16 protein-coding genes are annotated in these 20748 nt (G+C 52.4%); 8 read left to right on the forward strand and 8 right to left on the reverse strand.

Annotated elements, in window-relative coordinates; translation table 11 throughout:
* Positions 1 to 91: 91 nt before the first annotated feature.
* The 7 genes from AC27IT_RS00440 to AC27IT_RS00470 all read left to right on the forward strand — a co-directional run bounded on the left by AC27IT_RS00440 (position 92) and on the right by AC27IT_RS00470 (position 6506).
* On the forward strand, positions 92 to 967 hold the full coding sequence (locus tag AC27IT_RS00440) for a M23 family metallopeptidase (RefSeq protein WP_005836267.1): 876 nt from the start codon (positions 92 to 94) through the stop codon (positions 965 to 967).
* A 14-nt stretch (positions 968 to 981) separates the two neighbouring features.
* Positions 982 to 1797 carry a GTP pyrophosphokinase gene (locus AC27IT_RS00445; protein WP_005836270.1) on the forward strand — a complete coding sequence of 272 codons (816 nt, stop codon included), beginning with the start codon at positions 982 to 984 and terminating at the stop codon, positions 1795 to 1797.
* Between the two features lie 74 nt (positions 1798 to 1871).
* Complete coding sequence (locus AC27IT_RS00450) at positions 1872 to 3107, forward strand: D-alanyl-D-alanine carboxypeptidase family protein (protein ID WP_197186593.1); 1236 nt, start codon at positions 1872 to 1874, stop codon at positions 3105 to 3107.
* 163 nt (positions 3108 to 3270) lie between these two features.
* Entirely contained in the window at positions 3271 to 4164 is an 894-nt protein-coding gene (locus AC27IT_RS00455; RefSeq protein ID WP_283857777.1) for a hypothetical protein, read from the forward strand.
* A 4-nt stretch (positions 4165 to 4168) separates the two neighbouring features.
* On the forward strand, positions 4169 to 4891 hold the full coding sequence (locus AC27IT_RS00460) for a glycosyltransferase family 2 protein (RefSeq protein WP_007786627.1): 723 nt from the start codon (positions 4169 to 4171) through the stop codon (positions 4889 to 4891).
* Between the two features lie 121 nt (positions 4892 to 5012).
* On the forward strand, positions 5013 to 5720 hold the full coding sequence (gene deoD / locus AC27IT_RS00465; RefSeq protein ID WP_005836275.1) for a purine-nucleoside phosphorylase: 708 nt from the start codon (positions 5013 to 5015) through the stop codon (positions 5718 to 5720).
* A gap of 93 nt (positions 5721 to 5813) precedes the next feature.
* On the forward strand, positions 5814 to 6506 hold the full coding sequence (locus AC27IT_RS00470; protein ID WP_283857778.1) for a DUF4241 domain-containing protein: 693 nt from the start codon (positions 5814 to 5816) through the stop codon (positions 6504 to 6506).
* 1508 nt (positions 6507 to 8014) lie between these two features.
* On the opposite strand, the gene AC27IT_RS00475 is transcribed toward AC27IT_RS00470, so the two are convergent.
* Together AC27IT_RS00475 and AC27IT_RS00480 are read right to left on the reverse strand one after the other, a co-directional pair.
* Entirely contained in the window at positions 8015 to 9817 is a 1803-nt protein-coding gene (locus AC27IT_RS00475; RefSeq protein ID WP_429778106.1) for an ABC transporter ATP-binding protein, read from the reverse strand.
* Between the two features lie 32 nt (positions 9818 to 9849).
* Positions 9850 to 10338, reverse strand: a complete 489-nt coding sequence (locus AC27IT_RS00480; RefSeq protein WP_081774651.1) for an ATP-binding cassette domain-containing protein — start codon at positions 10336 to 10338, stop codon at positions 9850 to 9852.
* Between the two features lie 222 nt (positions 10339 to 10560).
* Here AC27IT_RS00480 and AC27IT_RS00485 point away from each other — a divergent pair, with 222 nt between their 5' ends.
* Complete coding sequence (locus AC27IT_RS00485; RefSeq protein ID WP_487091428.1) at positions 10561 to 11040, forward strand: hypothetical protein; 480 nt, start codon at positions 10561 to 10563, stop codon at positions 11038 to 11040.
* A 274-nt stretch (positions 11041 to 11314) separates the two neighbouring features.
* On the opposite strand, the gene AC27IT_RS00490 is transcribed toward AC27IT_RS00485, so the two are convergent.
* The 6 genes from AC27IT_RS00490 to AC27IT_RS00515 form a co-directional block, all read right to left on the reverse strand.
* A complete protein-coding gene (locus AC27IT_RS00490; RefSeq protein WP_487091430.1) occupies positions 11315 to 12217 on the reverse strand; it encodes a class I SAM-dependent methyltransferase in 903 nt (300 codons plus the stop codon).
* Between the two features lie 102 nt (positions 12218 to 12319).
* The gene (locus AC27IT_RS00495; RefSeq protein ID WP_283857780.1) at positions 12320 to 14575 is read right to left on the reverse strand and encodes an excinuclease ABC subunit UvrA; all 2256 of its coding nucleotides are present in this window, start codon (positions 14573 to 14575) and stop codon (positions 12320 to 12322) included.
* Positions 14576 to 14738: 163 nt separating this feature from the next.
* Positions 14739 to 16331 carry an alpha/beta hydrolase gene (locus AC27IT_RS00500; RefSeq protein WP_007786638.1) on the reverse strand — a complete coding sequence of 531 codons (1593 nt, stop codon included), beginning with the start codon at positions 16329 to 16331 and terminating at the stop codon, positions 14739 to 14741.
* A gap of 50 nt (positions 16332 to 16381) precedes the next feature.
* A complete protein-coding gene (locus AC27IT_RS00505) occupies positions 16382 to 17116 on the reverse strand; it encodes a thioesterase II family protein (protein ID WP_007786640.1) in 735 nt (244 codons plus the stop codon).
* Positions 17117 to 17170: 54 nt separating this feature from the next.
* Positions 17171 to 18958 carry an ABC transporter ATP-binding protein gene (locus AC27IT_RS00510; RefSeq protein WP_007786642.1) on the reverse strand — a complete coding sequence of 596 codons (1788 nt, stop codon included), beginning with the start codon at positions 18956 to 18958 and terminating at the stop codon, positions 17171 to 17173.
* Between the two features lie 2 nt (positions 18959 to 18960).
* On the reverse strand, positions 18961 to 20742 hold the full coding sequence (locus AC27IT_RS00515) for an ABC transporter ATP-binding protein (protein WP_487091433.1): 1782 nt from the start codon (positions 20740 to 20742) through the stop codon (positions 18961 to 18963).
* Positions 20743 to 20748: the final 6 nt, after the last annotated feature.

The following is a 20748-nucleotide window of genomic DNA, read 5'->3' on the forward strand; positions in this document are numbered from 1 at the left end:
TGGATTGGAGAAGGCTAGTCGGATAGCCTTCTTTTTCTTTTTCCTTTCAAAGCCTGTTTTGTTATACTAGAAAATGGGAGGGAGCATGCCTATGTTTCAATCGATGGTCAGTTTGATGACGGTCGTTGCCCTGACGCTCACGTCCGGAACGGCCGCTTGCAGCCAAGTACTGGAAGGCGCTTACGCGAGTGTAGAGAAACAGCAACCATCGATTAGCGTGACGCCAGCCAGGACGTATCCCGGTGATGTCATTTTCGTGCGCAGCAAACAGCCTCAAACGGTTACACTCTTCTCGCGATCGTACCGTTTGCAGCCCTCTTCTAACGAGTATGCCCGATTTATCCCGATTCCATTTGACGTGAAGCCGGGAGATTACAACGTGCAATCAGCGGATAAAAAACTCACGGCAACCTTGACGGTTCAGCCGAAGCAATTTGCCGTGGACAAGCTGACCGTCAGCAAGCAAATGAATGCGATGCGGCAGGACACGGCCCGGATCAACGCGGATCAGAAGAAAATCAACGCCGCTCGCGCAAGCTCCCGGGCGACGCCGTACTTTAGCGAACCGTTTACGATGCCGGCAAAAGGGACATTGACGACACCTTTTGGCTATCAGCGCGTCGTAAACGGAGTGCCCGCCAACCGCCACGCAGCGATTGACATTGCGAACAAAACCGGAACGCCGATCTGGGCGAGCAACCACGGCAAGGTCGTTTTGGCCGACTCGCTCTATTTGACCGGAAACACGATCATTATCGACCACGGCATGAACGTCTTTTCGATCTATGCGCATCTGTCCAAGCTTGCGGTTGCGACCGGGCAGGAAGTGAAACAGGGACAGGTGATCGGGCTTATGGGCACCACAGGTTTTTCCACAGGCCCTCACCTTCATTACGGCATGTTGATTGGCAATACGTACGTAAATCCGCAGCCGTTTTTTGATGCATCACCTTTCCTCTGGAAGTAATTGGAGGTGTTTTCATGAGAGTTACCCATGTGCCAAGCAAAGTCTTGAACAATATGGTCCATTTCTTGGCACCGTATGAACAGGCAGTAGAGGAATTGAAGCTCAAACTGAAAGGAATCAAGTACGGCTTTCTGAAAAGCGGCCGCTATTCTCCGATTGAGTTCGTGGTGGGACGGGTCAAAAAAGTGGACAGTCTCATCAAGAAAGCCAATGAGAAAGGAATCGATTTTCAGCAAGCCAACTGGCAGGACGAAGTGGCGAAGGAAGTCCAGGACATCGCTGGCTTGCGCATAGTCTGCCGCTACGTCGATGACGTCCGCGAAGTTCAGCAGTTGCTGCAGGAACGGGAGGATATCGTCATTCATGACATCAAGGACTATATCTCCACGCCAAAAGATTCGGGCTATCGCAGCATCCATATGATCGTTTCCTACACTGTATATCACGGGAGCGAAAAGCGTACCCTTTTTTGTGAAATCCAAATTCGTACACTCGGCATGAACTTCTGGGCGACAAACGAGCACGAGCTGCGCTACAAATACGCCGGAAACATTCCAACCGACGTGATGCAGCAACTGCACGAGGCTTCGGTCATTACTCATCAGCTAGACGTGCTGATGAACAACCTGCGCCATGAAATCCTCACGCCGGCCGAGGTGGATTCGACTTTGGAAGAAAAGCTGGAGGAAATTTTTTCGCTGTACGTGAAACAAGATGTGGAGTCCGCCGCAGCCCTGTACCGCGAGCACGTCAGCGGCTTTGAAGAGGCGTTTGCAGACAATCCCAAGTTTAAAATGATTCACGATTTGCTGGGAAAGCGCTTGAAATAGCAGACTCGCGAAGCTTCCTGGAGCCAAAAGCCATACGTTAACACCCGACAAGCAAGGAAAGGATATAGACTAACATGCGTCTTCTACTAACGTACCTTCTCGTTGTGGTCACGGTTATTTTCAACCTTGACGTGCCTGTGGCTTTTGCCGAGGGATCGTCATCGATTACACCAAATGAGCTGTTTGGCGAATCGGCCATCCTCATTGATGCGACAACGGGACAAGTCCTGTTTGAAAAGAACCCTCATGTGAAGCTGTACCCTGCAAGCATTACGAAAATTGCCACTGGCATTTACGCCATTGAAAAAGGAAATCCGGACGACGTTGTCACGGTTTCCAAAAAAGCCCGATATGAAGAGGGAACCCGGGTTTATTTGGGCGAAGGCGAGCAGGTTTCGCTGCGCAAGCTGGAATACGGCCTGCTCATGCACTCCGGCAACGATGCGGCGACAGCGATTGCGGAGCATATGAGCGGGTCCACCGAGCAGTTCGCCGAGGAATTGAACGCGTTTTTGGCCGAAAAGGTCGGCGTGACCGAAACGCATTTTGCCAATGCGCACGGCCTGCACGACCCGGAGCACTATACGACGGCGGCCGACATGGCGAAAATCGCGCAGTACGCGATGAAAAACCCGATTTTCCGCGAGATCGTCGGAACGAACCGCCTCCCCTGGGACGGAAGAGAGTGGAAGTCGGAGCTTATCAACCACAACAAGCTGTTGCGCGATTACCCCGGCGCGACCGGGATTAAAAACGGCTTTACCGATCAGGCGATGCATACGCTGGTTGGCTCTGCCAAGCGCGGCGATACGGAAATGATCGCGGTCACGATGAAAGCGGCTTCCAGCAATTACGCCTACAAAGACGTGACCAAGCTGCTCGATTTCGGGCTGAACGGATACGAAACGAAACAGATCGCCGCAAAAGGCGAGCGCTATTCCGCCATTGCGGCTCCAGGCGACACAAACCAGGTGAGCTATACGGCCAAGGAAGACTTGTACGCCACGGTTCCGGTCGGGAGCGAGCCGCTCGTGGAGCTGACCGCAGACGGACAGCTTTCGGTGTCCGCCGGAGAACTGGCGATGACGTATCCGCTGGAGCGCCACGAGCCGCCTGCGCAGCGCGTGCAGGCAGCAAGCGCCGCTTTTGGCTTTGGCGCGGCGGACGACGACAGCAGCCATTCCTACGCGCGTTACGGGCTTTTGATCGCCTGGCTGGGAATGAATCTGTTTTTGATCGGCTATACGTTTTCCCGCTCGCGGCGAATGCGCCGAGTCCGGCAGCGCAACCTGGAGCGCCGTGTCAATTGATCGACCCGACAAAATCAAAAAACAGGACGGGAGCAAAGTGCCGTCCTGTTTTTTGGCATGCGGATTTGTATGAGCGACGCGGGTATAGCAGCCGTGTCCAAACGATCAAGCAGTACGTACACTACCGATATAGCTTTACTTTTCTGGCGAGGGGGAAGGGGAAGTGGACTCTCAAAACTATGCGCAAAGCCTCGTGTCCGTCATTATCCCCACCCATGGCGGAGCCAGGAATGTGGAACGACTGGTTCACATCGCCAAACAGGTGGCTTTGGCTACAGAAGTGATAATCGTCTGCGCAGGCTTGCCCCCGCACGCGGCAGACAGCGAATACGTGTGGGGCGCCAAAGTAGTTCCGGCGAGCGAGCAGGCCACGGCCAGCGAGTGCCGGGCAATCGGGGCGCAGCACGCTCAAGGAAACGTGCTGCTGTTTTTGGAGGAAGGCATCACGCTTCCTCTCGGTTCCTTGAAAAAATACACCGCAGCCTTGCTGAAAGGCTACGACCTCGTTCTCTCCGCAGGGGGCCGCGTGTTGACGACGAAAGGCAAGCTGTCGTCAGAGCGCTGTGCCTATGCGCTATTGAACCATCTGCTCGGGCAAAAGCAGCTCGGGAGCGCTTCCTTGGAAAAAGCTCCGTTTGCCTTGAACCGCAAAGCGCTGGAAGCGATCGGGCAGCACCATTTGCACGTTCCGGCGGCTGCGCTCGTCCGCGCTGTGCAAAAGGCTCTGGCGATTACGCTCGTGACATCTGGCTCGACTGGCCAGGCAGCGCGGAAAAGGTCAGCGGCGAATCAGCCTTTGGCCAAAAAGAAAGCTTTGATATTCCAGGAGCATGGCGAAGCGATTCAACTGCTCCTGCAGGATAAAGACGTGCGTGGCGCCTTGCCTGATGGAGAGCGGCACCGCATCCTGGTGCAAGCGCCTGGACTGCTGCATTTGCGTTCCGTATTCTATCAGGAATCCCGCAAAAAGGAGGGGGATGAATGGGGTGCCAAACGGAAAGAAAGGCCCAAAAGAACCCGCAAAAGGGCGCAAAGTCGCAAAAAACGGTCGCATTAGCGATGTGGACAAATTGGAAAATCAGGACAGACTAAGCATTATCATCGGGGTGGAGCAGGACGAAGACACGATCGTCAAGGTGCTCAAGCAGGCAGAAAAGCTCTGTCCGCTAGAGATTGTCGTCGTAGTGCACGGCAGCCATGATCGGTCGCTGGAGCATGTGCTCGCTTACTCGGCGTCGCCCGTCCTCCGCGTTTTTGCCTACCCGTATGCGCTGGGGGAAGACGTCTGGCGGGCGATCGGCGCGCGCGAAGCGGCAGGAGATGTGTGGCTGTTTCTGGGGGCGGAACAGATCGTCGCCGCGCAACAGCTTCAGCTTTTTGTCCGCTCCTGCTATCGCGGTACAGATATCGCGTTGCGGCAAGCGCATGCTTTTCCTGCGAGCGAAAAAATTGGGCAAGATCCGGTAGAGCTGGCGAAGTGTTTTCTGAACAACCTGCTCGAGCGAAGCGAGCTCGGCAGCTCGTCGATGGGCGATCTTCCGTTTGCCATGACCCGGGAGGCCGCGGCGTCGATTGGCGCGCATCATTTGTTCGTTCCGGCTGTCGCCCAGGCGATCGCGCTGCAAAAAGAGCTGCGAGTAACCCCCGTGCGCACCGCGAAGGAGCGCGTCTCTGCCAAAGCGGCAAAAACAGAGCAGGCGAGAGACAGCACAAGCGCCCTGACAGACTTAGGAGATCATCTGGAAGCGCTCTCCCTTTGGCAAGCACAAGCAAAGGACAAGTGAAAAACCTCAAACAAGCGATGCTGCGACAAGTATCGCTCTATATTTTTCATTTTGCAGCGTTCGGTTTTTGTAGTACGATAAGCTGGTAGGAAATTTTTTGAAAGCGAAGGAGCAAGCGATTATGAGCATACATATCGGAGCCAAGCAAGGCCAAATTGCGGACACCATTTTGCTGCCAGGCGATCCGCTGCGGGCCAAATACATTGCCGAGACCTTCCTGGAAGGTGCCGAATGCTACAACGAAGTGCGCGGCATGCTCGGATTTACAGGTACATACAAAGGGAAGCGCGTATCCGTACAAGGGACGGGCATGGGTGTGCCTTCGATTTCGATCTACGTCAACGAGCTGATGGAATCTTACGGCGTGCAAAACCTGATTCGCGTCGGCACGTGCGGAGCGATCCAGGAGGACATCAAGGTGCGCGACGTCATCATTGCGATGAGCGCTTCTTCTGATTCGCAAGTCAATCGCCTGCTGTTCAACCAGATTGACTTTGCCCCGACAGCAAGCTTCGACCTGCTGCACAAAGCTTACCAGGTCGCTTCCGAGCGCAACCTGTCAGTGAAGGTCGGCAATATTTTCACAAGCGACAGCTTCTACCGCGAGAATTTTGACCTGTACAAAAAGCTGGCCGGCTACCAGGTGCTCGCCGTAGAAATGGAGTCTTCCGCGCTCTACACGCTCGCTGCCAAGTACAAGCGCAACGCCTTGTCCATTTTGACAGTAAGCGACCATATCTTGACCGGGGAAGAAACGACGGCCGAGGAGCGTCAAACGACTTTCAACGAAATGATCGAAGTGGCGCTGGACGCAGCCTTAACCAAATAACCATCGCGAAGACTGACAACCCGCTGGCAACACGTGACAGTGGGTTGCTTCATTCTGTCGCTCACTATATCGCTTTGCTAGGAGGAATGAAGCTTGAGACAGCATTACCCGGATTTTTTCGAAACAGCGTTTACAGAAGGCTTCCGCACGGAGCAGCATAACTACGAATACCGCCTGGTGCCCCAGGAGATTGGCCAGTTGCAGTTGCCAACGGGAAAAATCGTCGCTAACGATCCGCTCGTCATGTTTGAAACCGAGCCGTTTACCGAAACATTTCCGACAGGCTCGTTTCCGGTGCAGCTTGCGATCGCCCAGGTAACGCCTTTGGACGCGGCAGGTGCGACACAAGGGGAAATGGAGCCGGATGAGCGCGTCGCGCTGGCCCGGATCGTTTTTGCCGACAGGCCGGTCGCTAGCTGGAAAATGGCTGTCTGGGAAAATTCCGATGTGACGCAGCTCGCCGCCAATGAGTTTTTCGGCTACGGCGTGGACGCCGGAACGGGCGCTTTTATGGACGAAAAGGCGTGCAAGCGCCTGGAGAGCCGTTTGGAGCAGGATGAGGCATTTTCCGAGGCGTTGATGGCGGAAATGGATCAGACGTACAAGCATACGAGAAGCTGGCTCGTCAAAGATATGGGGGATGGGTGCAACATCGCGATGTTTTCCAGCGGCTGGGGCGATGGCAGCTACGCGAGCTATATCGGCTATGACGCAGACGGGCAAATCGTTCGGCTGTTGACGGATTTTTATTTGGTGGATTGGATGGAAGGGCAAGAAGGGGAGTAAGGTGGGAGTCCTCTTGGAGTCTTATCTTTATATCTTCTGATCTGGAGAAGGGAAGCGAAGGATAGGGCGAAGGGGAAGGAATGTTCATAGTTCATATACGTCAAAACAGAGTGCCGCTATTTTTGGGCACTCTTTTATGTTTACTTTTTCTTGGCTTCTTTTTTCAGGTAGTGGGCCAGGTTGTTCAAGGTGTCTTCGTAGGAGCGTTTTTGGGAACGGGTGGCGGTTGCCGTCGAGTTTGTTTTGCTTTTCGTCATGTCGGGACCTCCAGGTGGGTGGATTTGAATTTTTAGGCATAGTGATCTCGATTATACTATAAATTAATTTCCAATAAATGTAAATACAATTTTATATAATACTTAAAAAAGTTACTTTATAGTGAATTTTTACTGGAGCTTTTTCGCATTGCATGTGGTCTACTGACCGTTTTCAGGCAGCGAAAATACCGCGCGCCGAATGTGGGACCCGAGTGCGAGTATCTGAAGGGAATGGTCGAGTTTGGTGGAAGGTTGCTGATGTGGCTTATTGTCAGAACATGCTTTTTGTCATTTTTGTCAAATGAAAATTTCGTCTGAGCGTATGTTAACTGATGTATGCAGGTTGCTAACGGATGATAACGGATATTGAGGTTTGTTCATTGAAGTTAATGTTAAGTTTGCGAAGTTTGCTGTTTGCTGCTGATTACGTTGCTTAATCCGCAATGCGCAAATGCGCAGTTGGCGATCGCTTGTTATGTGTCGCTGTTGATTTGCATCTGTGCTGATAAGGTCGATTCGTGGAAACGCATCGTATTAATCGTATTAGATGAACTGGACGTTTGGACGTTGCAAATAATCCGTGTGGTGTCTGGTGGTTTAAGACTCATCTATGCAGGAACTCTAAGTTCGTCGGCTAGTAGCCAATCCAAGTTGTGTAGCTCTTGTAACGCAAACAGGCAATAGGTTAGCGCATCTCACTGCTGCTTTCTCCATTTTATTTTGAGTCCGATAATATATATTATGTAAACTTATAAAAAGAGCAAGAAAGGCATATGGGTATGGTTATATGTTATTGTCTGTGACGTAAATATTACTCATGTTTTGCGAAGTGAAATTAATTAATTAATGCAACTTCCTTAGTTAGAGTTAGTTGGCCGGTGTCTGCTGATAAAATTTTTGTGCCACGTCTGGTCATGAATGGTATTGAATGATAACATAAATCACATTAATTGTTGATTTTTGTCCAAGTTATTATCGAAATACCCAGCGATAAATTGATGTTGTGATCTTGAGGAAACATATAATATAAAGTGAACCTACAATGCCTGAAATAGAGATATGAGAGGTAAACACCCTCTTTGTTCATTCTAACTAAATAAAATTCAGTTCATGAAAATGCTATTTCATGTACTGAACCACTAATAGTAATAAGTTAAGTAAAATTATCTTATCCTCTAGTATATGAACAGTAAAAGCCGCTTTGCCATCCATCATGGAACAAAGCGGCTTTCTTTGCTACGATTCAACTGCTTACTGAGCTGGCACATTTTTCAGATAAGCGAACTGACTGTGATACATCTCGAAATAAACCCCTTTTTTCCGCAAAAGCTCCTCATGAGTCCCCGACTCAATGATCTCCCCTCGGTGAATGACCAGGATCAGATCCGCATTTTCTATCGTTTTCAAACGGTGAGCGATGACAAAGCTTGTTCTTCCCTCCGTTAAGCGGTTGATTCCCTTTTGAATCTCAATTTCTGTGCTGGTATCGATGCTCGAAGTGGCCTCATCCAAAATCAAAATGTCGGAATTCGCCAGGATAGCTCTCGCAATAGCGAGTAATTGCCGCTGTCCCTGACTCAAGTTGGCTCCACCCGGTGTGATCTGCGTCTGGTAGCCGTCAGGCAGATGCTTGATGTACTGATGTGCCGAAGCCATTTTTGCTGCTGCGATGACTTCCTTATCCGTTGCTTCTAAACGTCCGTAGCGAATGTTCTCCATGATCGTTCCGGAAAACAGAAAAGTATCCTGAAGTACTACGCCGATTTTTTTCCGCAGTCCGCTAAGCTGATAAGCGCGAATATCACGGCCATCCACTTTTATCTCGCCAGCTGTTACATCATAGAACCTCATTAAAAGATTAATAATGGTCGTCTTGCCGGAACCAGTCGGACCCACAAGAGCTACCTTCTGTCCTTGTTTCACCGCGAAATGGATGTCCTTTAGGATCGGTTTTCCCTTCTCATAGCCAAAGTGAACATGTGAAAATTCCACCTCGCCCCGAAAAGACTCCACAACGACGGCATCCTTTTTATCAACCATAACCGGTGTCTCGTCCATGACTTCAAATACGCGCTCCGCTCCAGCAATGGCCGATTGAAACATATTCAACAGATTGGAGAGCTGGTTGATCGGCCGAAAGAATTGCCGCGAATAGGTCACAAAGGCAGCAATGATCCCAACGGTAGCCATCCCCTTCACCGTCAGTACCGCGCCAACCAGAATCACCAGACCAAGCCCGAGATTATTGATGAAATTGTTCACAGGACCAAGGAATCCTGAGACCGTATCGGCCCCCATCGCCGAATGGCGCAATCGTTCATTGACACCTGAAAATTCCCGGTCAAATTTTCCCTCTTTGCCGAAAAGCGTAATCGCTTCATTACCCGAGATCGACTCCTCAATAAATCCGTTCAGTGCTCCCAGATCCTTTTGTCTCTTCTTAAAGTGCTTGCTGCTGTACGCGATCAGCTTTTTCGAGGCAATCATCATGATGGGGATTACGAGCAGGGTCACAATGGCGAGAAGCCAGTTGAGCGAAAACATCGCAATCGCCACACCTACAACCATCAAAACGGATGAAAATATTTGAACAACGCTCTGGCTAAGGGCATTATTCAAGCTATCAATGTCATTCGTTACCCTGCTCATCAGATCGCCATGCGCACGGCTGTCAAAGAAGCGCAGGGATAGAGACTGAAATTTATCAAATAAATCCTGGCGCAAATTTCGAATCGTTTGCAACGATACGCGCACCATCATAAACGATTGCAGCCATGTAAATACCACCGTCGCCATATAGACGAGCACAAGTAAAGCCAGAAGTCGGATTGTTCCTGCGATGTCCTTGGGGATGATGTAATCGTCGATGATAATCCCGATCAGATAGGGACCAAGGAGCCCTAGCAGCGTAGAGATGATGACAAAAAGAATCGATGCCACCAATTGTGCTTTTTGCTTCTCCATGTACCGCCATATCCGTTTGATGGTTCCCTTCCGATCCTTTGCTTTTACCACCGGACCGCTAAAGCCCATCGGTCCCCTCGCCCGATTCATCATGTTGGGATTAGGCGTTGACGAAGGTTTACTCATGCGTATGTAACCTCCTTTCCGCTTTGCGATTTGTAAATAGCACGGTATACTTTGCTCGTCGCAAGCAATGTATCGTGTGTCCCGATCGCTTCCAGCCTTCCATCCTCCATGACCAGAATCTGATCCGCATCCATAATGGAGGATATTTTGGAGGAGATGAAAAACACGGTCGAGTCGGGGTATGCCTCTCGCAGCGCCTGTTGGACTGCCGCTTCGGACAAAGCATCGATCGCCGAGGTCGAATCATCCAGAATCAAGAATTTCGGTTCCCGGATAAAAGCACGTGCCATGGACAGCCTTTGCTTTTGCCCGCCGGACAGATTCGTTGCGTCTTGCAAAAGCTGGTGCCCAAACCGGATAATAACTTGGCAAAGGAAAATGGTATTTTCTATAATTGTTTTCAAAAATCCCACTTTACAAAAAAAGGAAAGTATAGATAATAGATTAAGGGGATTGAATTCCATATAAACCCAATAATATAACATTTTAACGAATGGAGATGTTTCGCAGATGTAAAAAAAAGTTTGTTATCGGAGCACTCACTATTGCAATGGCTACAGTTGGATTCACACCTGCATTTGCCTCCAGTCAGAATAATCTATCGCCTACTTATGCTAATAGCACCCAAGACAAGCAATTTAAAAAGGTAGAAATCGATGCACAAGCACTCTCTACTGTAGCTAGTTCCGAAGCCTTAGCAATTAGCAATGGACAAATATGTCTATCTGGGGAACGACGGGTTTCTCCACATCGATAAAGAGGCCAAGACTTTTGTTAGCGAAAAAGTCTATGATACTTTTGAACGCGGAGTAAATAATATCAACAAAGGCCTTCGTGCGAAAAAAATTGCTATCGTAAATGGTGATTTGGTTCTTGTTAAAACGAATAGCAAGAATCAAGGAGTTGCAAATTGGAGAGGCGAAGTTTTTTGGTGGGGAGTTTCCTTGCAGTATAATGATTCTGAAACAAAAGAATTGGTTAACATCTTGACATCTTATGGGAACAAGTGGGCTTTAGCAGCAGCTATCTCAGCGTTTGTTCCAGGTGGCCAAGAAGTTGCGATCGCTGCCGCTATCATGTCGTATGGAAATTACGAACTCGCAAGAGAAATTGGGTATCAAAATAAAGGCAGAGGCGTAAATATAGACATTGCATGGGTTGGTACAATCAGCATCTACGGCAGATAGAGAGAGGAGTCTTAACTGTTGAACACATTTCTTTTTACATCTATACTTCTACTCGGCCTATTAGGGTATCAAATCTACTATGGCTTGGCCGATTTAACAGTATGGGTTGTACTAGCAGTAGCAGCTTTAACAAATTTGTACCAAGGTATGCGGAAAATCATGCATAGAAAAAACGAAAGCAGCCTTTAAAACCACGGCCCTCCAGCGAGTTCCTCACCGCTAGAGGGCTGCTTGTTTTACAAATGCTGATTGCTCCAATCACGTAGTTCAGATTCTACCTGCACGATGCAGCCAATTTGCACTTTTCCCTACTGCCTGACCTAAGTGCTCGCCAGAAGAAACTCCTCTCCCCAGGCAACCGCAGTCCATCTGCTCGACCACTAAAATACCGCTCGTCCAGTTCGCTTGCAGACACATGCCGCACTTCCCGGAACCCGGCCGCGCGGGCCAAAGCTAGCATTTCCGGCGGCGTGAAAAAGCTGATGAACGGGGTTCCGCTTGCACGCGTGCCCTTTGCGGATGTGGCAAATCCGGAACGGGCCTCGGGAGCTGTGGCCTCCATCGGCAAAAGGAACGTCATCGCCAGCGTGGAGCCAGGTGCGAGCGTCGCTACCTGGCGCAAAGTGGCGGCAATAGCGTCTTTTGTGAGGTACTGGGTAACGCCAGTCGAGGCGACCACTGCCGGACGGCTCGCGTCGAAGCTGGCAGCCTTTAGCTGCTCCAGCCAGGACTGGTCTGCCTCGAAGTCGACCGGGACGAACCGCAGCCACTCCGGGATGCCAAAACCGAGGTCCAGCAGGCGTTGCCGCTTCCACGCCTGTGTTTCGGGCTGGTCGACTTCAAAGACGCGGATGTTCGCGGCGATCTCCGGGCGACGCTGGGCAAAAGTGTCCAGACCTGCACCGAGAATAACGTATTGCGTGACGCCCTGATCGGCTTGTTCGCTGACGAGATCCTCCACGAAGCGGGCACGAGCTACGATAGACGCCCGGAAGCTGCGCGAGAACTGCGGGTCCATATCGGGGCGCTGGCGCCAATCGGCGTCCGGGTTCGCCAGTTGCAGGCCAACTTCGTCTGCAAGCACATGTGGTGCGGAGTCGAGCCGGACGTGCAATGCCCGCCACAATGCGACTCGCACCGCCGTGTTGTCCGGGATTGTCTTTTGCTTGTCTGGCATGATGTGCGCTCTCCTTTCCATGACTGTTTGACAAAACATTAGAAACCTGTGGCTATCTGAGCTAGTTTTTTTACGATGGATGAAAGCTCCCTCATCTCCGCCTTACCGCAAATACTTCCCCGTAATCGACTGCTCCGCATGGACGATCTGCGACGGTGTGCCCTCAAACACGACCTGGCCGCCTTTGCTCCCGCCGTCCGGCCCCATGTCGATGATCCAGTCCGCCTGGCTGATGACTTCGAGGTTGTGCTCGATGACGATCACGGTATTGCCCGCATCCACGAGGCGGTTCATGATCTCCAAAAGGTGGCCGATATCTGACATGTGCAGTCCTGTCGTCGGCTCGTCCATGACGTAAATGCTGCCCTTTTTATGCAGCTCGCTGGCCAGCTTGATGCGCTGGCATTCCCCGCCCGAGAGCGTGCTGAGCGGCTGGCCGAGCGTAATGTAGTTCAGCCCCACATCGCTTAGCGCCTGCAGCTTGCGGACGACTTCTTTTAGCTCGAAAAAGTCCAACGCCTGCTCCACTGTCATTTCCAGTACATCTGCGATAGACTTGCCGTTCAGCTTGTAGTCGAGCACCTCTTCCTTGAACCGCTTGCCGCCGCATACTTCGCACGGCAGCTTCACGCTCTCAAGGAAGGCCAGGTCTGTGTACACGACCCCGAGCCCCTGGCAGTTCTCGCAAGCGCCTTTGGAGTTGAAGCTGAACAAGCTTTGATTGACCTTGTTCGCGGAAGCAAACGCCTTGCGCACATCGTCCATAATCCCTGTGTAGGTGGCGGGATTCGAGCGCGTCGACACGCCTACTGCCGACTGGTCGATGACGATGGCGTCCGGATGCTGGCGGAGGAATACTTCGTTAATGAGCGTGCTTTTGCCTGAGCCGGCGACACCCGTCACGACTGTCAGCACGCCGGTGGGAATATCCACACTCACGTTTTGCAAATTGTGCAAAGTAGCTTCTTTAATGGAAAGCTTGCCGGACGGCTGCCTGCAATCTTGCTTCAACTGCAGCGGCCGCTTCATGTGCGTGCCTGTCAGGGTGCCTGACTCCAGCAGACCCTGGAAGCTGCCTTCGTACATGATGTTGCCGCCGCGGCTGCCCGCGTGAGGCCCGACGTCGACGATATGGTCGGCTACCTTGATGACATCCGGGTCATGCTCGACGACGATGACGGTATTGCCTTTGTCGCGCAGCTTTTGCAGCAAGCCGTTTAACCGATGGACATCGCGCGGGTGCAAGCCAACGCTCGGCTCATCGAAAATGTAAGTGACATCCACCAGACTGCCGCTCAAATGCTTGACCATCTTGACGCGCTGCGACTCGCCGCCGGACAGCGTATCGGTCTCCCGGTCCAGCGTCAAGTAGTCCAGCCCGATATCGACCAGATGCTGCAGCCGCTCTGTCAGCGACTTGACGATCGGGGCGGCGGTGGCGTCGTCAATTTCCCGGATGACGCGGATGAGCTGGCCGACCTCCATGGCAGACATGTCCGCGATGTTGCGCCCGTTGATTTTGCAACTAAGCGCGGCCTGGCTGAGCCTTGCGCCGCGGCAGCTAGGGCATGGCCCTTCGATTATGTACGGGGCGACCGCTTTTTGGGTGCGTTCGGACTTCGTTTTCACGTCCTGCTTGATGTACTTGTTGGTGAACTTCTCGATGACGCCTTCTACGGTAATGTTCGTCGCCTTTCCGGCGAAGTCCAGCTTCACTTTCCTCGCTTTGCCGTGCAGCAGTTGCTCAAGTTCCTCCGCCGAGTAATCGCGCAGCTTTTTGTCCGGGTCAAACGAGCCTGACTGCACGACCAACGTCCAATCCCAGCTATCTACTTTATAGTCCGGCAGCATGATCGCCCCTTCGTTCAGCGACTTGGACATGTCGATCGCCTTGCTCATATCGACGCCCAATTTGCGGCCGATCCCGTTGCACTCCGGGCACATCCCTTGCGGATCGTTAAACGAAAACATGTGCGCTTGTCCGACATACGGCTGCCCCACCCGCGAAAAAAGCAGGCGGAGAATGGGAGAAATATCGGTAATCGTGCCCATCGTGGAATGCGAACCGCCGCCCAGCCGCTTCTGGTCGACGATGACAGCCATGCTCAAGTTTTCGATTGCGTCTGCATCCGGCTGCGGATAGCGCGGCAGGAAATTGCGCACGAACATGCTGAAGTTCTCATTCAGCAAGCGCGTCGATTCTGCGGCAATCGTATCGAACACGATGGAAGATTTGCCGGACCCGGATACCCCGGTGAAAATCGTAATCTTCCGTTTGGGAATGCGCAACGATACGTTTTTGAGATTGTTTTCCCGCGCACCCGAGATGACGATATACTCCTGATTCGGTTCGCTCATGCGTAACACCCTCCCGCTACTGGTAGTTTCTGACTCATCTTCCCATTGTACCATTCCTCGTGCATCCATAGTCGAGCCGGACATGCTTTTTCTCCCCGGGAAGAGAAGGCCGACACAGAAAAAAACGACCCTGTAAAAAGGGTCGTCCATCGTTTGCCGCAGCTTATTTCTCTAACTCACCATCGTCATCGGTTACCGCAAAATTGTAGTTGATCGAACGGGTAAATGGCTCGCCGTCTTCATTGATGCCCGTTACGTCAAAAGACAGATTGTACACGCCCGGCTTGGTTGGGACCGTAAAATTGCCAGTCAGCTCTTCGCCCTTGATGGCAAACTTCACCTGGTCGAGCACACTCGCCTTTTTGCCGTTGAGCGAGCGCGTCACATTTGCTTTTTGCAGCAAGGACGGATCAATTTCGTTGTTGCCCAGCTCGACGGAAATTTTCGCTTTGTCGCCCTGCTGGAATACTTTTTTGCTTGCTTTTACCTTTGCCCGCTCGCCGCCTTCAATCGAAGCGACCATGAAGAACGCATCGTCTTCGCCCTCTACCTCAAGCGTCCATTCCCCCGCTTCTGGCTCGTCGACTTCAATGAAATGATGAACGGCATCGCTGAAAATCGGAGGTTCGTCCTCTGCGTTGCTCTTTTTGCTCAAATCTGCCTCATACTCCTGGCCAGACGGGCTAATCAATGTCACCTTCGTATCTTTCGAGGCAGTCATCGTGTCGAGGTTCAGCTTGTCAATGCCGCTCTCCAGGAAAAACGTTTCAGATACCTTGTCCTCCACTTCGCCGCCGCGCAAAATGAAGGAGCTTTCTTCTGCGGCAGAAGCTTTCGTTTTGGTTTTGCTTACTTTGTTCGGCTGTTCGCGAAGCGCAGCGGATGCTTTTTTCAGTTTCGGCTCGACCAGGTTCCACGTGTGCGAAGCTTTCGCGATTTGCCCGTGGGAAATGTTTTTCGTAAAGCTCTTGATCCCGTAAGGCAAGCCGAGAGCCGAATCTACGGAAACAGCGCCATCGTCTTCGCCGGGAAGAACGGCATGGGCAAACCACGTGGCGCTAAACAAGCCATCGTCGCCTGTTCCGGCAGACATGTAAGTGGTCGTGTAACCGTTTTCGCTACGGTTGTCGGTCTGGGAACGGAAATTCGCCATGTATGACGTTTGCAAGGAGTACACGGCATCGTCTTTTTTGCCGAGAATATCCGCGAGCCACCCTGCCCAGTTGCTGTATGCCAGGTCCGCCAGTTCTGACCCTTTGTTCGGGGTAGACAACTGATGGACCACGTTTACGTACGGATGTGCCCCGTAGTGGACGAGCGCGGTCTGTGTGTCAATGCCGCCTTTGGAATGCGCAATGACATTGATTTTCGAAACGCCGTAATAATTTGCCACTTTTTTGATTACTTCGGCGAGCTTCGCACCGTTTGTCCACATGTTTCCGCCAGTGCCATCTGCGTCCTTCAACTGGACAAAAGCGGTACGATACCCGGCGTTATAGGCCGCATCGTAAAATCCGTCTTCCGTGTACCATGTTTTGTAGGTAGAGTGCAAGCCTTGCACAAAGAGAATCACGGGTTTGTCATTGGAGACGTTGGGAGGAATTGCACCCGTGTACCAGTCCCCAAAATGGCCGTTCGGGTTGTCGTCATGCAGCATCGGAGCAGGAGCCGCTGCGCTTGCGACAGTGGGGCAGACCAGTACCGTCGTTAACGTAGCGGCTGCCAGCATGCGGGACAAAGCTTTTTGCGTTTTCATCGTAACACCAACCTTTTCAGATAGGATTTATATTGTGCCACCCCGCTTTGCTAGAAAGAGGGATGGATTGGCACCATGGTTTCTTCGTTCAGCGCATGTTGAATGATTTCGAGGATCGGGCCGGTTTGCTGGAGCAGGAAGAAATGACCGCCAGACACCGGGTAAAAGCGACATGCCCGCTCGCAGTAGTCGCGCCAGGTCCAAATATCTTCGGGTTCAATCGAATCCTCCGTACCGTACAGCACCGTCATGTTCACAGGCACTTGGCGTGGAAGGGCGGGATTCATTTCATACGTCTGCACCGCTTGAAAATCGGCCCGCAAGATCGGCAAAAACAGCTCCAGCAGCTCCGGATTTTCCAAGACGTCTTCTGGTGTGCCGCCGAGCTTGCGCAACGCTTCGACGAACTCGGCGTGCGGCAGGTTGTACGTCTTTACGAGCTTGTGATACGCATGCGGTACACGCGAGGCGGACAAAAACAAGTGCTCGGGCAACGGCGCTCCCTTTTGCATCAGCTTTCGCGTCAGCTCAAAAGCGACGAGACCGCCCATACTGTGGCCGAAAAAGGCAAACCGTGTCTCGTGAAGCGCGGGCGTGATCCGTTCGCACACGTCCTCCAGCAGCTCGTAAAAGCAGGTTGGCAAGAACGTATCCTGCTTTTGCTGGGGAGGGTGCGGGCGCACCTCAAACGGGTCGATTTCCAAAAACGTGGGCGGAAGTCTCGACTTCCAACTGTAATAGATGCCAGGAAGTCCGCCTGCGTACGGAAAGCAAAACAGCTTCAACTCTTTCCCCCATCTTTCCTGATTCCTAAAAGCGTAGCCCGATGCCAAACACGGCTATGCGAGGCCGGCGCTGCTCTGTGACCATTCGCGCGCAGGTAGGTCTTTTCGCTGCTGGACTTCATACATGCTGGCGTACAAACCGTTTTGAGCGAGCAACTCCGCATGCCGCCCCTGTTCCACGACTTTTCCTTCGTGCAGCACGTAAATGATGTCCGCATGCTCGACGGTCGACAGGCGATGCGCGATGACCAGAACCGTTTTTTCCTGCATGAGAGCCGCCAATGCTTGCTGCACCCAATACTCCGATTCCGCATCCAGCGCAGAGGTTGCTTCATCGAGCAACAAAATCGGCGCATGTTTCAGGATCGCTCTGGCAATCGCGATGCGCTGACGCTGTCCCCCCGACAGCTTCGCGCCCCGCTCGCCCGTTCTCGTCTGATATCCGTCCGGCAGCTCCAGGATGAAATCGTGAGCGTAGGCCGCTTTGCACGCTCTCACGACATCTTCTTCCGTGGCGTCCTGGCAACCGTAGCGGATGTTTTCTGCAATCGTCCCTTCGAACAAAAAGGCGTCCTGCGGCACGTAGGCAACCAGGCTTCTCAGTTCGGCAATCGAGTATTGTCCGAGCGGTTTTCCCATCAGAAAAAGCGAGCCGGCTGCAGGCGGGTAATAGCCTAGCAAAAGCTTCATGACCGTACTTTTGCCGCCGCCGCTCGTCCCGACGAGCGCAGCCATTTGGCCGCGTCCGATGTGCAGCGATACTCCATCGAGCACTTTTGTGTCGGCGGTGTATCCGAAGACGACCTGCTCCATTTTCAGCATGCTGTCGCTATCATCGGCGTGGGCGAAACGGAGCGGGTACTGGTCCGGTTCGAGCGGCTCCTGGAGAAACCCGACGATCCGCGAAGCGCCCGCGAGCGAGCCTTGCAACGTCGTGATGACCTGACCGAGCTGCAAAAAGGCCAGTGTCACAAGCATTTGCTGCTGAATCATGGCGACCAGTACGCCGAGTCCGATCATTTGTTTGGCGACCAGCATGATGCCAACCACAAGCATTCCGCCGAAGCTGACAAACTGGATGAAAAAGTTGGTCCCTTCCAGCAGCGCGTGCTTATGCCCTTGCTTGATGGCCGACGAAGCCACTTCTTCATTGGCTTTCGTATAGCGGGCAGTCACGACGTTATGTAAATGAAACATTTTGACGACGGGCAAGCCTGCCAAAAAATCGCTCAGCCGTTCGGTTCCGATCCCCAACTGCTGCTGCAACTGGTCGCCGATGCGCCGCACGGACTTGGCAAACTGCGCATTCACGTACAAGGTCAACGTGCTTACGAGCAAAAGCACCGTAGCGATTTTTCCATCCAGGGCAAACATCCCGATGATAGACCCGATCAGTGACAACAAAATGATGCACAGCGTTTTCAATTGCTCTCCGTACGCCCGTTCCATCAGTTGGACATCGTTGCCCAGCCGCGACATCGTATCGCCCGAATGGTGCTGTTCATAATAGGCAAACGGCAATCGGCTCAAACGCTGAAAGACAAGCAGCCGGATGTCGGCAATCAGCTCGCGAACGCAGCGCCGATAGATGTAGCTAAAAAAGGGCGACAGGAGACTGAACAACAAAAACATCGCGGCGATGGTGACAATCGCTCTGGTGAGCAGGGCCGGGTCTTTTGTATGCGCAAAATCGGTCAAGTCCTTAAACACAAATGGCAACGCGACCAAAACCGAGGCTTGCCCGATTCCATCGCCCAAAAGCCCCAAAAAATACGCGCGCTTTTTGGCTTTCATCAACGACAGCAGTTGAAGAAGCTCCTGCCCCAACTTTTGGATGAACATTCCTATATCCCCTCCGCTGCCAGCGCTCGTTGCTCCTCTGTGGCAAACTGTTTTTGATACAAGCGGGTGTACACGCCGCCTTGGGCAAGCAATTCGTAGTGCGTGCCTCTTTCGACGATTCGGCCATGTTCGAGGACGAGCACTTCATCCGCGTCTTTGATCGTGGAGAGGCGATGGGCAATGACCAGCACCGTCCGATCGCGCATCACATTTTCCAGCGCTTCCTGGACGAGCGCCTCCGACTCGGTATCGAGAGCGGACGTCGGCTCATCCAGCAACAAAATTGGCGCATCCTTTAAAATCGCCCGGGCAATAGCGATACGCTGTTTTTGTCCGCCAGACAGGCGAGAGCCGCGTTCCCCCACTTTTGTTTCATAGCCGTGGGGAAGCTCCATGATGAAATCATGCGCATTGGCTGCTTTGGCCGCAGCAATGATCTCGTCTCGCGTCGCATGAATCCGGCCGTACGAGATGTTTTCCGCAATCGACACCGGAAAAAGCGTCGTGTCCTGCGAGACGAGGGACAAATAGCTGCGCATCTGTGCCGTATTCCAGTCGTGCAAGGAATGCCCGAACATTTTCACGCACCCGTTGCCCGCTTCGAGTTGGTAAAACCCGCACAGCAATTTCAGAATGGTGCTCTTTCCGCTGCCGCTGGAGCCGACCAGCGCAACCGTTTTGTTGCGGGGGAGCGCAAAGCTGACGTCCTCCACGATGTTCGTCGTGTCATAGGCAAACGTGACGCTCTCGAACTCGACCGGAACCGCTTGTGGATTGATGCGAATGGCTGGCTGATCGTCTGGCTCCACAGGCTGCAAAAAAATTTCTTGCAGACGCTTGGCTGCTCCGGACGTTTCCTGGACTTGGGCAAACAGCACGGGGGCAAGAGACAGCGGCTCGATAATAAAGTGAAGCAAATAGCTGAAAATGACCAGGCTGCCGAGGCTCAATTCCCCTGTCTGGATCAAGTAACCGCCGTAGGCGACAAAAAACAGGATCGGGGCCGAAAACAGCAAAATGCCGGGTGCGGTCATAAAAGCTCGCTTTTTTTCCGCCTGTATCCCGTTGTGCAGCACTTGTTTCATCCCCGCTGCGTATTTGCAATACATCACGTCTTCCAGTTGAAAAGCTTTCACCATGTGAATCCCGGACAACGTGTCCTGGGCAATGGCGTTGGTTTGCCCCAAATGCTCCTGCATCCGCTCGGCGTACTTTTGCAGTGGTCTGCTCATCCGCCCTGTGACCGCGATTGCAACAGGCAGGATCGCGACGCTGAAAAGAATCAGCTTCCAATGGATCGACAGCAGCAGGGCCAGTGCCCCGGCAAACACGACCGGCAAGTAAAACAGTTGGAAAAAATGTTGCTGCAAAAAACTTTGCAAGAGTTGCGCATCGCTTGTCAGGCGAGAGACGAGATCGCCTGAATGGTATTGATCCATCGTGGACATGGGGACTTTTTCGAGATGAGAAGCGATTTTGTTTTTCAAATCCCGCATGGCTCTTGCGCTGAATCGGGCTGCTGCGTACGTAATGAAATATTTTGCGAGAAAACCGACGATGGTGAGACAAAAAATGATGAGGGCGATGCTGACCAGCTTGTCAAAGTCGTTTGTATGTTCGACCATGCTTTGAATCAGGATGCCCATCCAAATGTCTGCCACCGCCACGAGCACCGAAGCAACGATGCAGATCACAACCCAGATCCGGTAAGGCTTGACAAACGACAATGCCCAGCCAAACGCGGAGGTGCTCCTTGCGTAGGGATCTTGCTTGGGAAAAATCATGTGCGG

Source organism: Brevibacillus sp. YAE8 (assembly GCF_057543335.1).

Excerpts from the sequence above, each read along its gene's own strand:
- AC27IT_RS00500 (WP_007786638.1), bottom strand. The coding sequence starts at position 16,331 with ATGAAAACGCAAAAAGCTTTGTCCCGCATGCTGGCAGCCGCTACGTTA.
- AC27IT_RS00440 (WP_005836267.1), top strand. The coding sequence starts at position 92 with ATGTTTCAATCGATGGTCAGTTTGATGACGGTCGTTGCCCTGACGCTC.
- deoD (WP_005836275.1), top strand. The coding sequence starts at position 5,013 with ATGAGCATACATATCGGAGCCAAGCAAGGCCAAATTGCGGACACCATT.
- AC27IT_RS00450 (WP_197186593.1), top strand. The coding sequence starts at position 1,872 with ATGCGTCTTCTACTAACGTACCTTCTCGTTGTGGTCACGGTTATTTTC.
- AC27IT_RS00445 (WP_005836270.1), top strand. The coding sequence starts at position 982 with ATGAGAGTTACCCATGTGCCAAGCAAAGTCTTGAACAATATGGTCCAT.
- AC27IT_RS00485 (WP_487091428.1), top strand. The coding sequence starts at position 10,561 with ATGGACAAATATGTCTATCTGGGGAACGACGGGTTTCTCCACATCGAT.
- AC27IT_RS00475 (WP_429778106.1), bottom strand. The coding sequence starts at position 9,817 with ATGAATCGGGCGAGGGGACCGATGGGCTTTAGCGGTCCGGTGGTAAAA.
- AC27IT_RS00480 (WP_081774651.1), bottom strand. The coding sequence starts at position 10,338 with ATGTTATATTATTGGGTTTATATGGAATTCAATCCCCTTAATCTATTA.
- AC27IT_RS00495 (WP_283857780.1), bottom strand. The coding sequence starts at position 14,575 with ATGAGCGAACCGAATCAGGAGTATATCGTCATCTCGGGTGCGCGGGAA.
- AC27IT_RS00510 (WP_007786642.1), bottom strand. The coding sequence starts at position 18,958 with ATGTTCATCCAAAAGTTGGGGCAGGAGCTTCTTCAACTGCTGTCGTTG.
- AC27IT_RS00490 (WP_487091430.1), bottom strand. The coding sequence starts at position 12,217 with ATGCCAGACAAGCAAAAGACAATCCCGGACAACACGGCGGTGCGAGTC.
- AC27IT_RS00515 (WP_487091433.1), bottom strand. The coding sequence starts at position 20,742 with ATGATTTTTCCCAAGCAAGATCCCTACGCAAGGAGCACCTCCGCGTTT.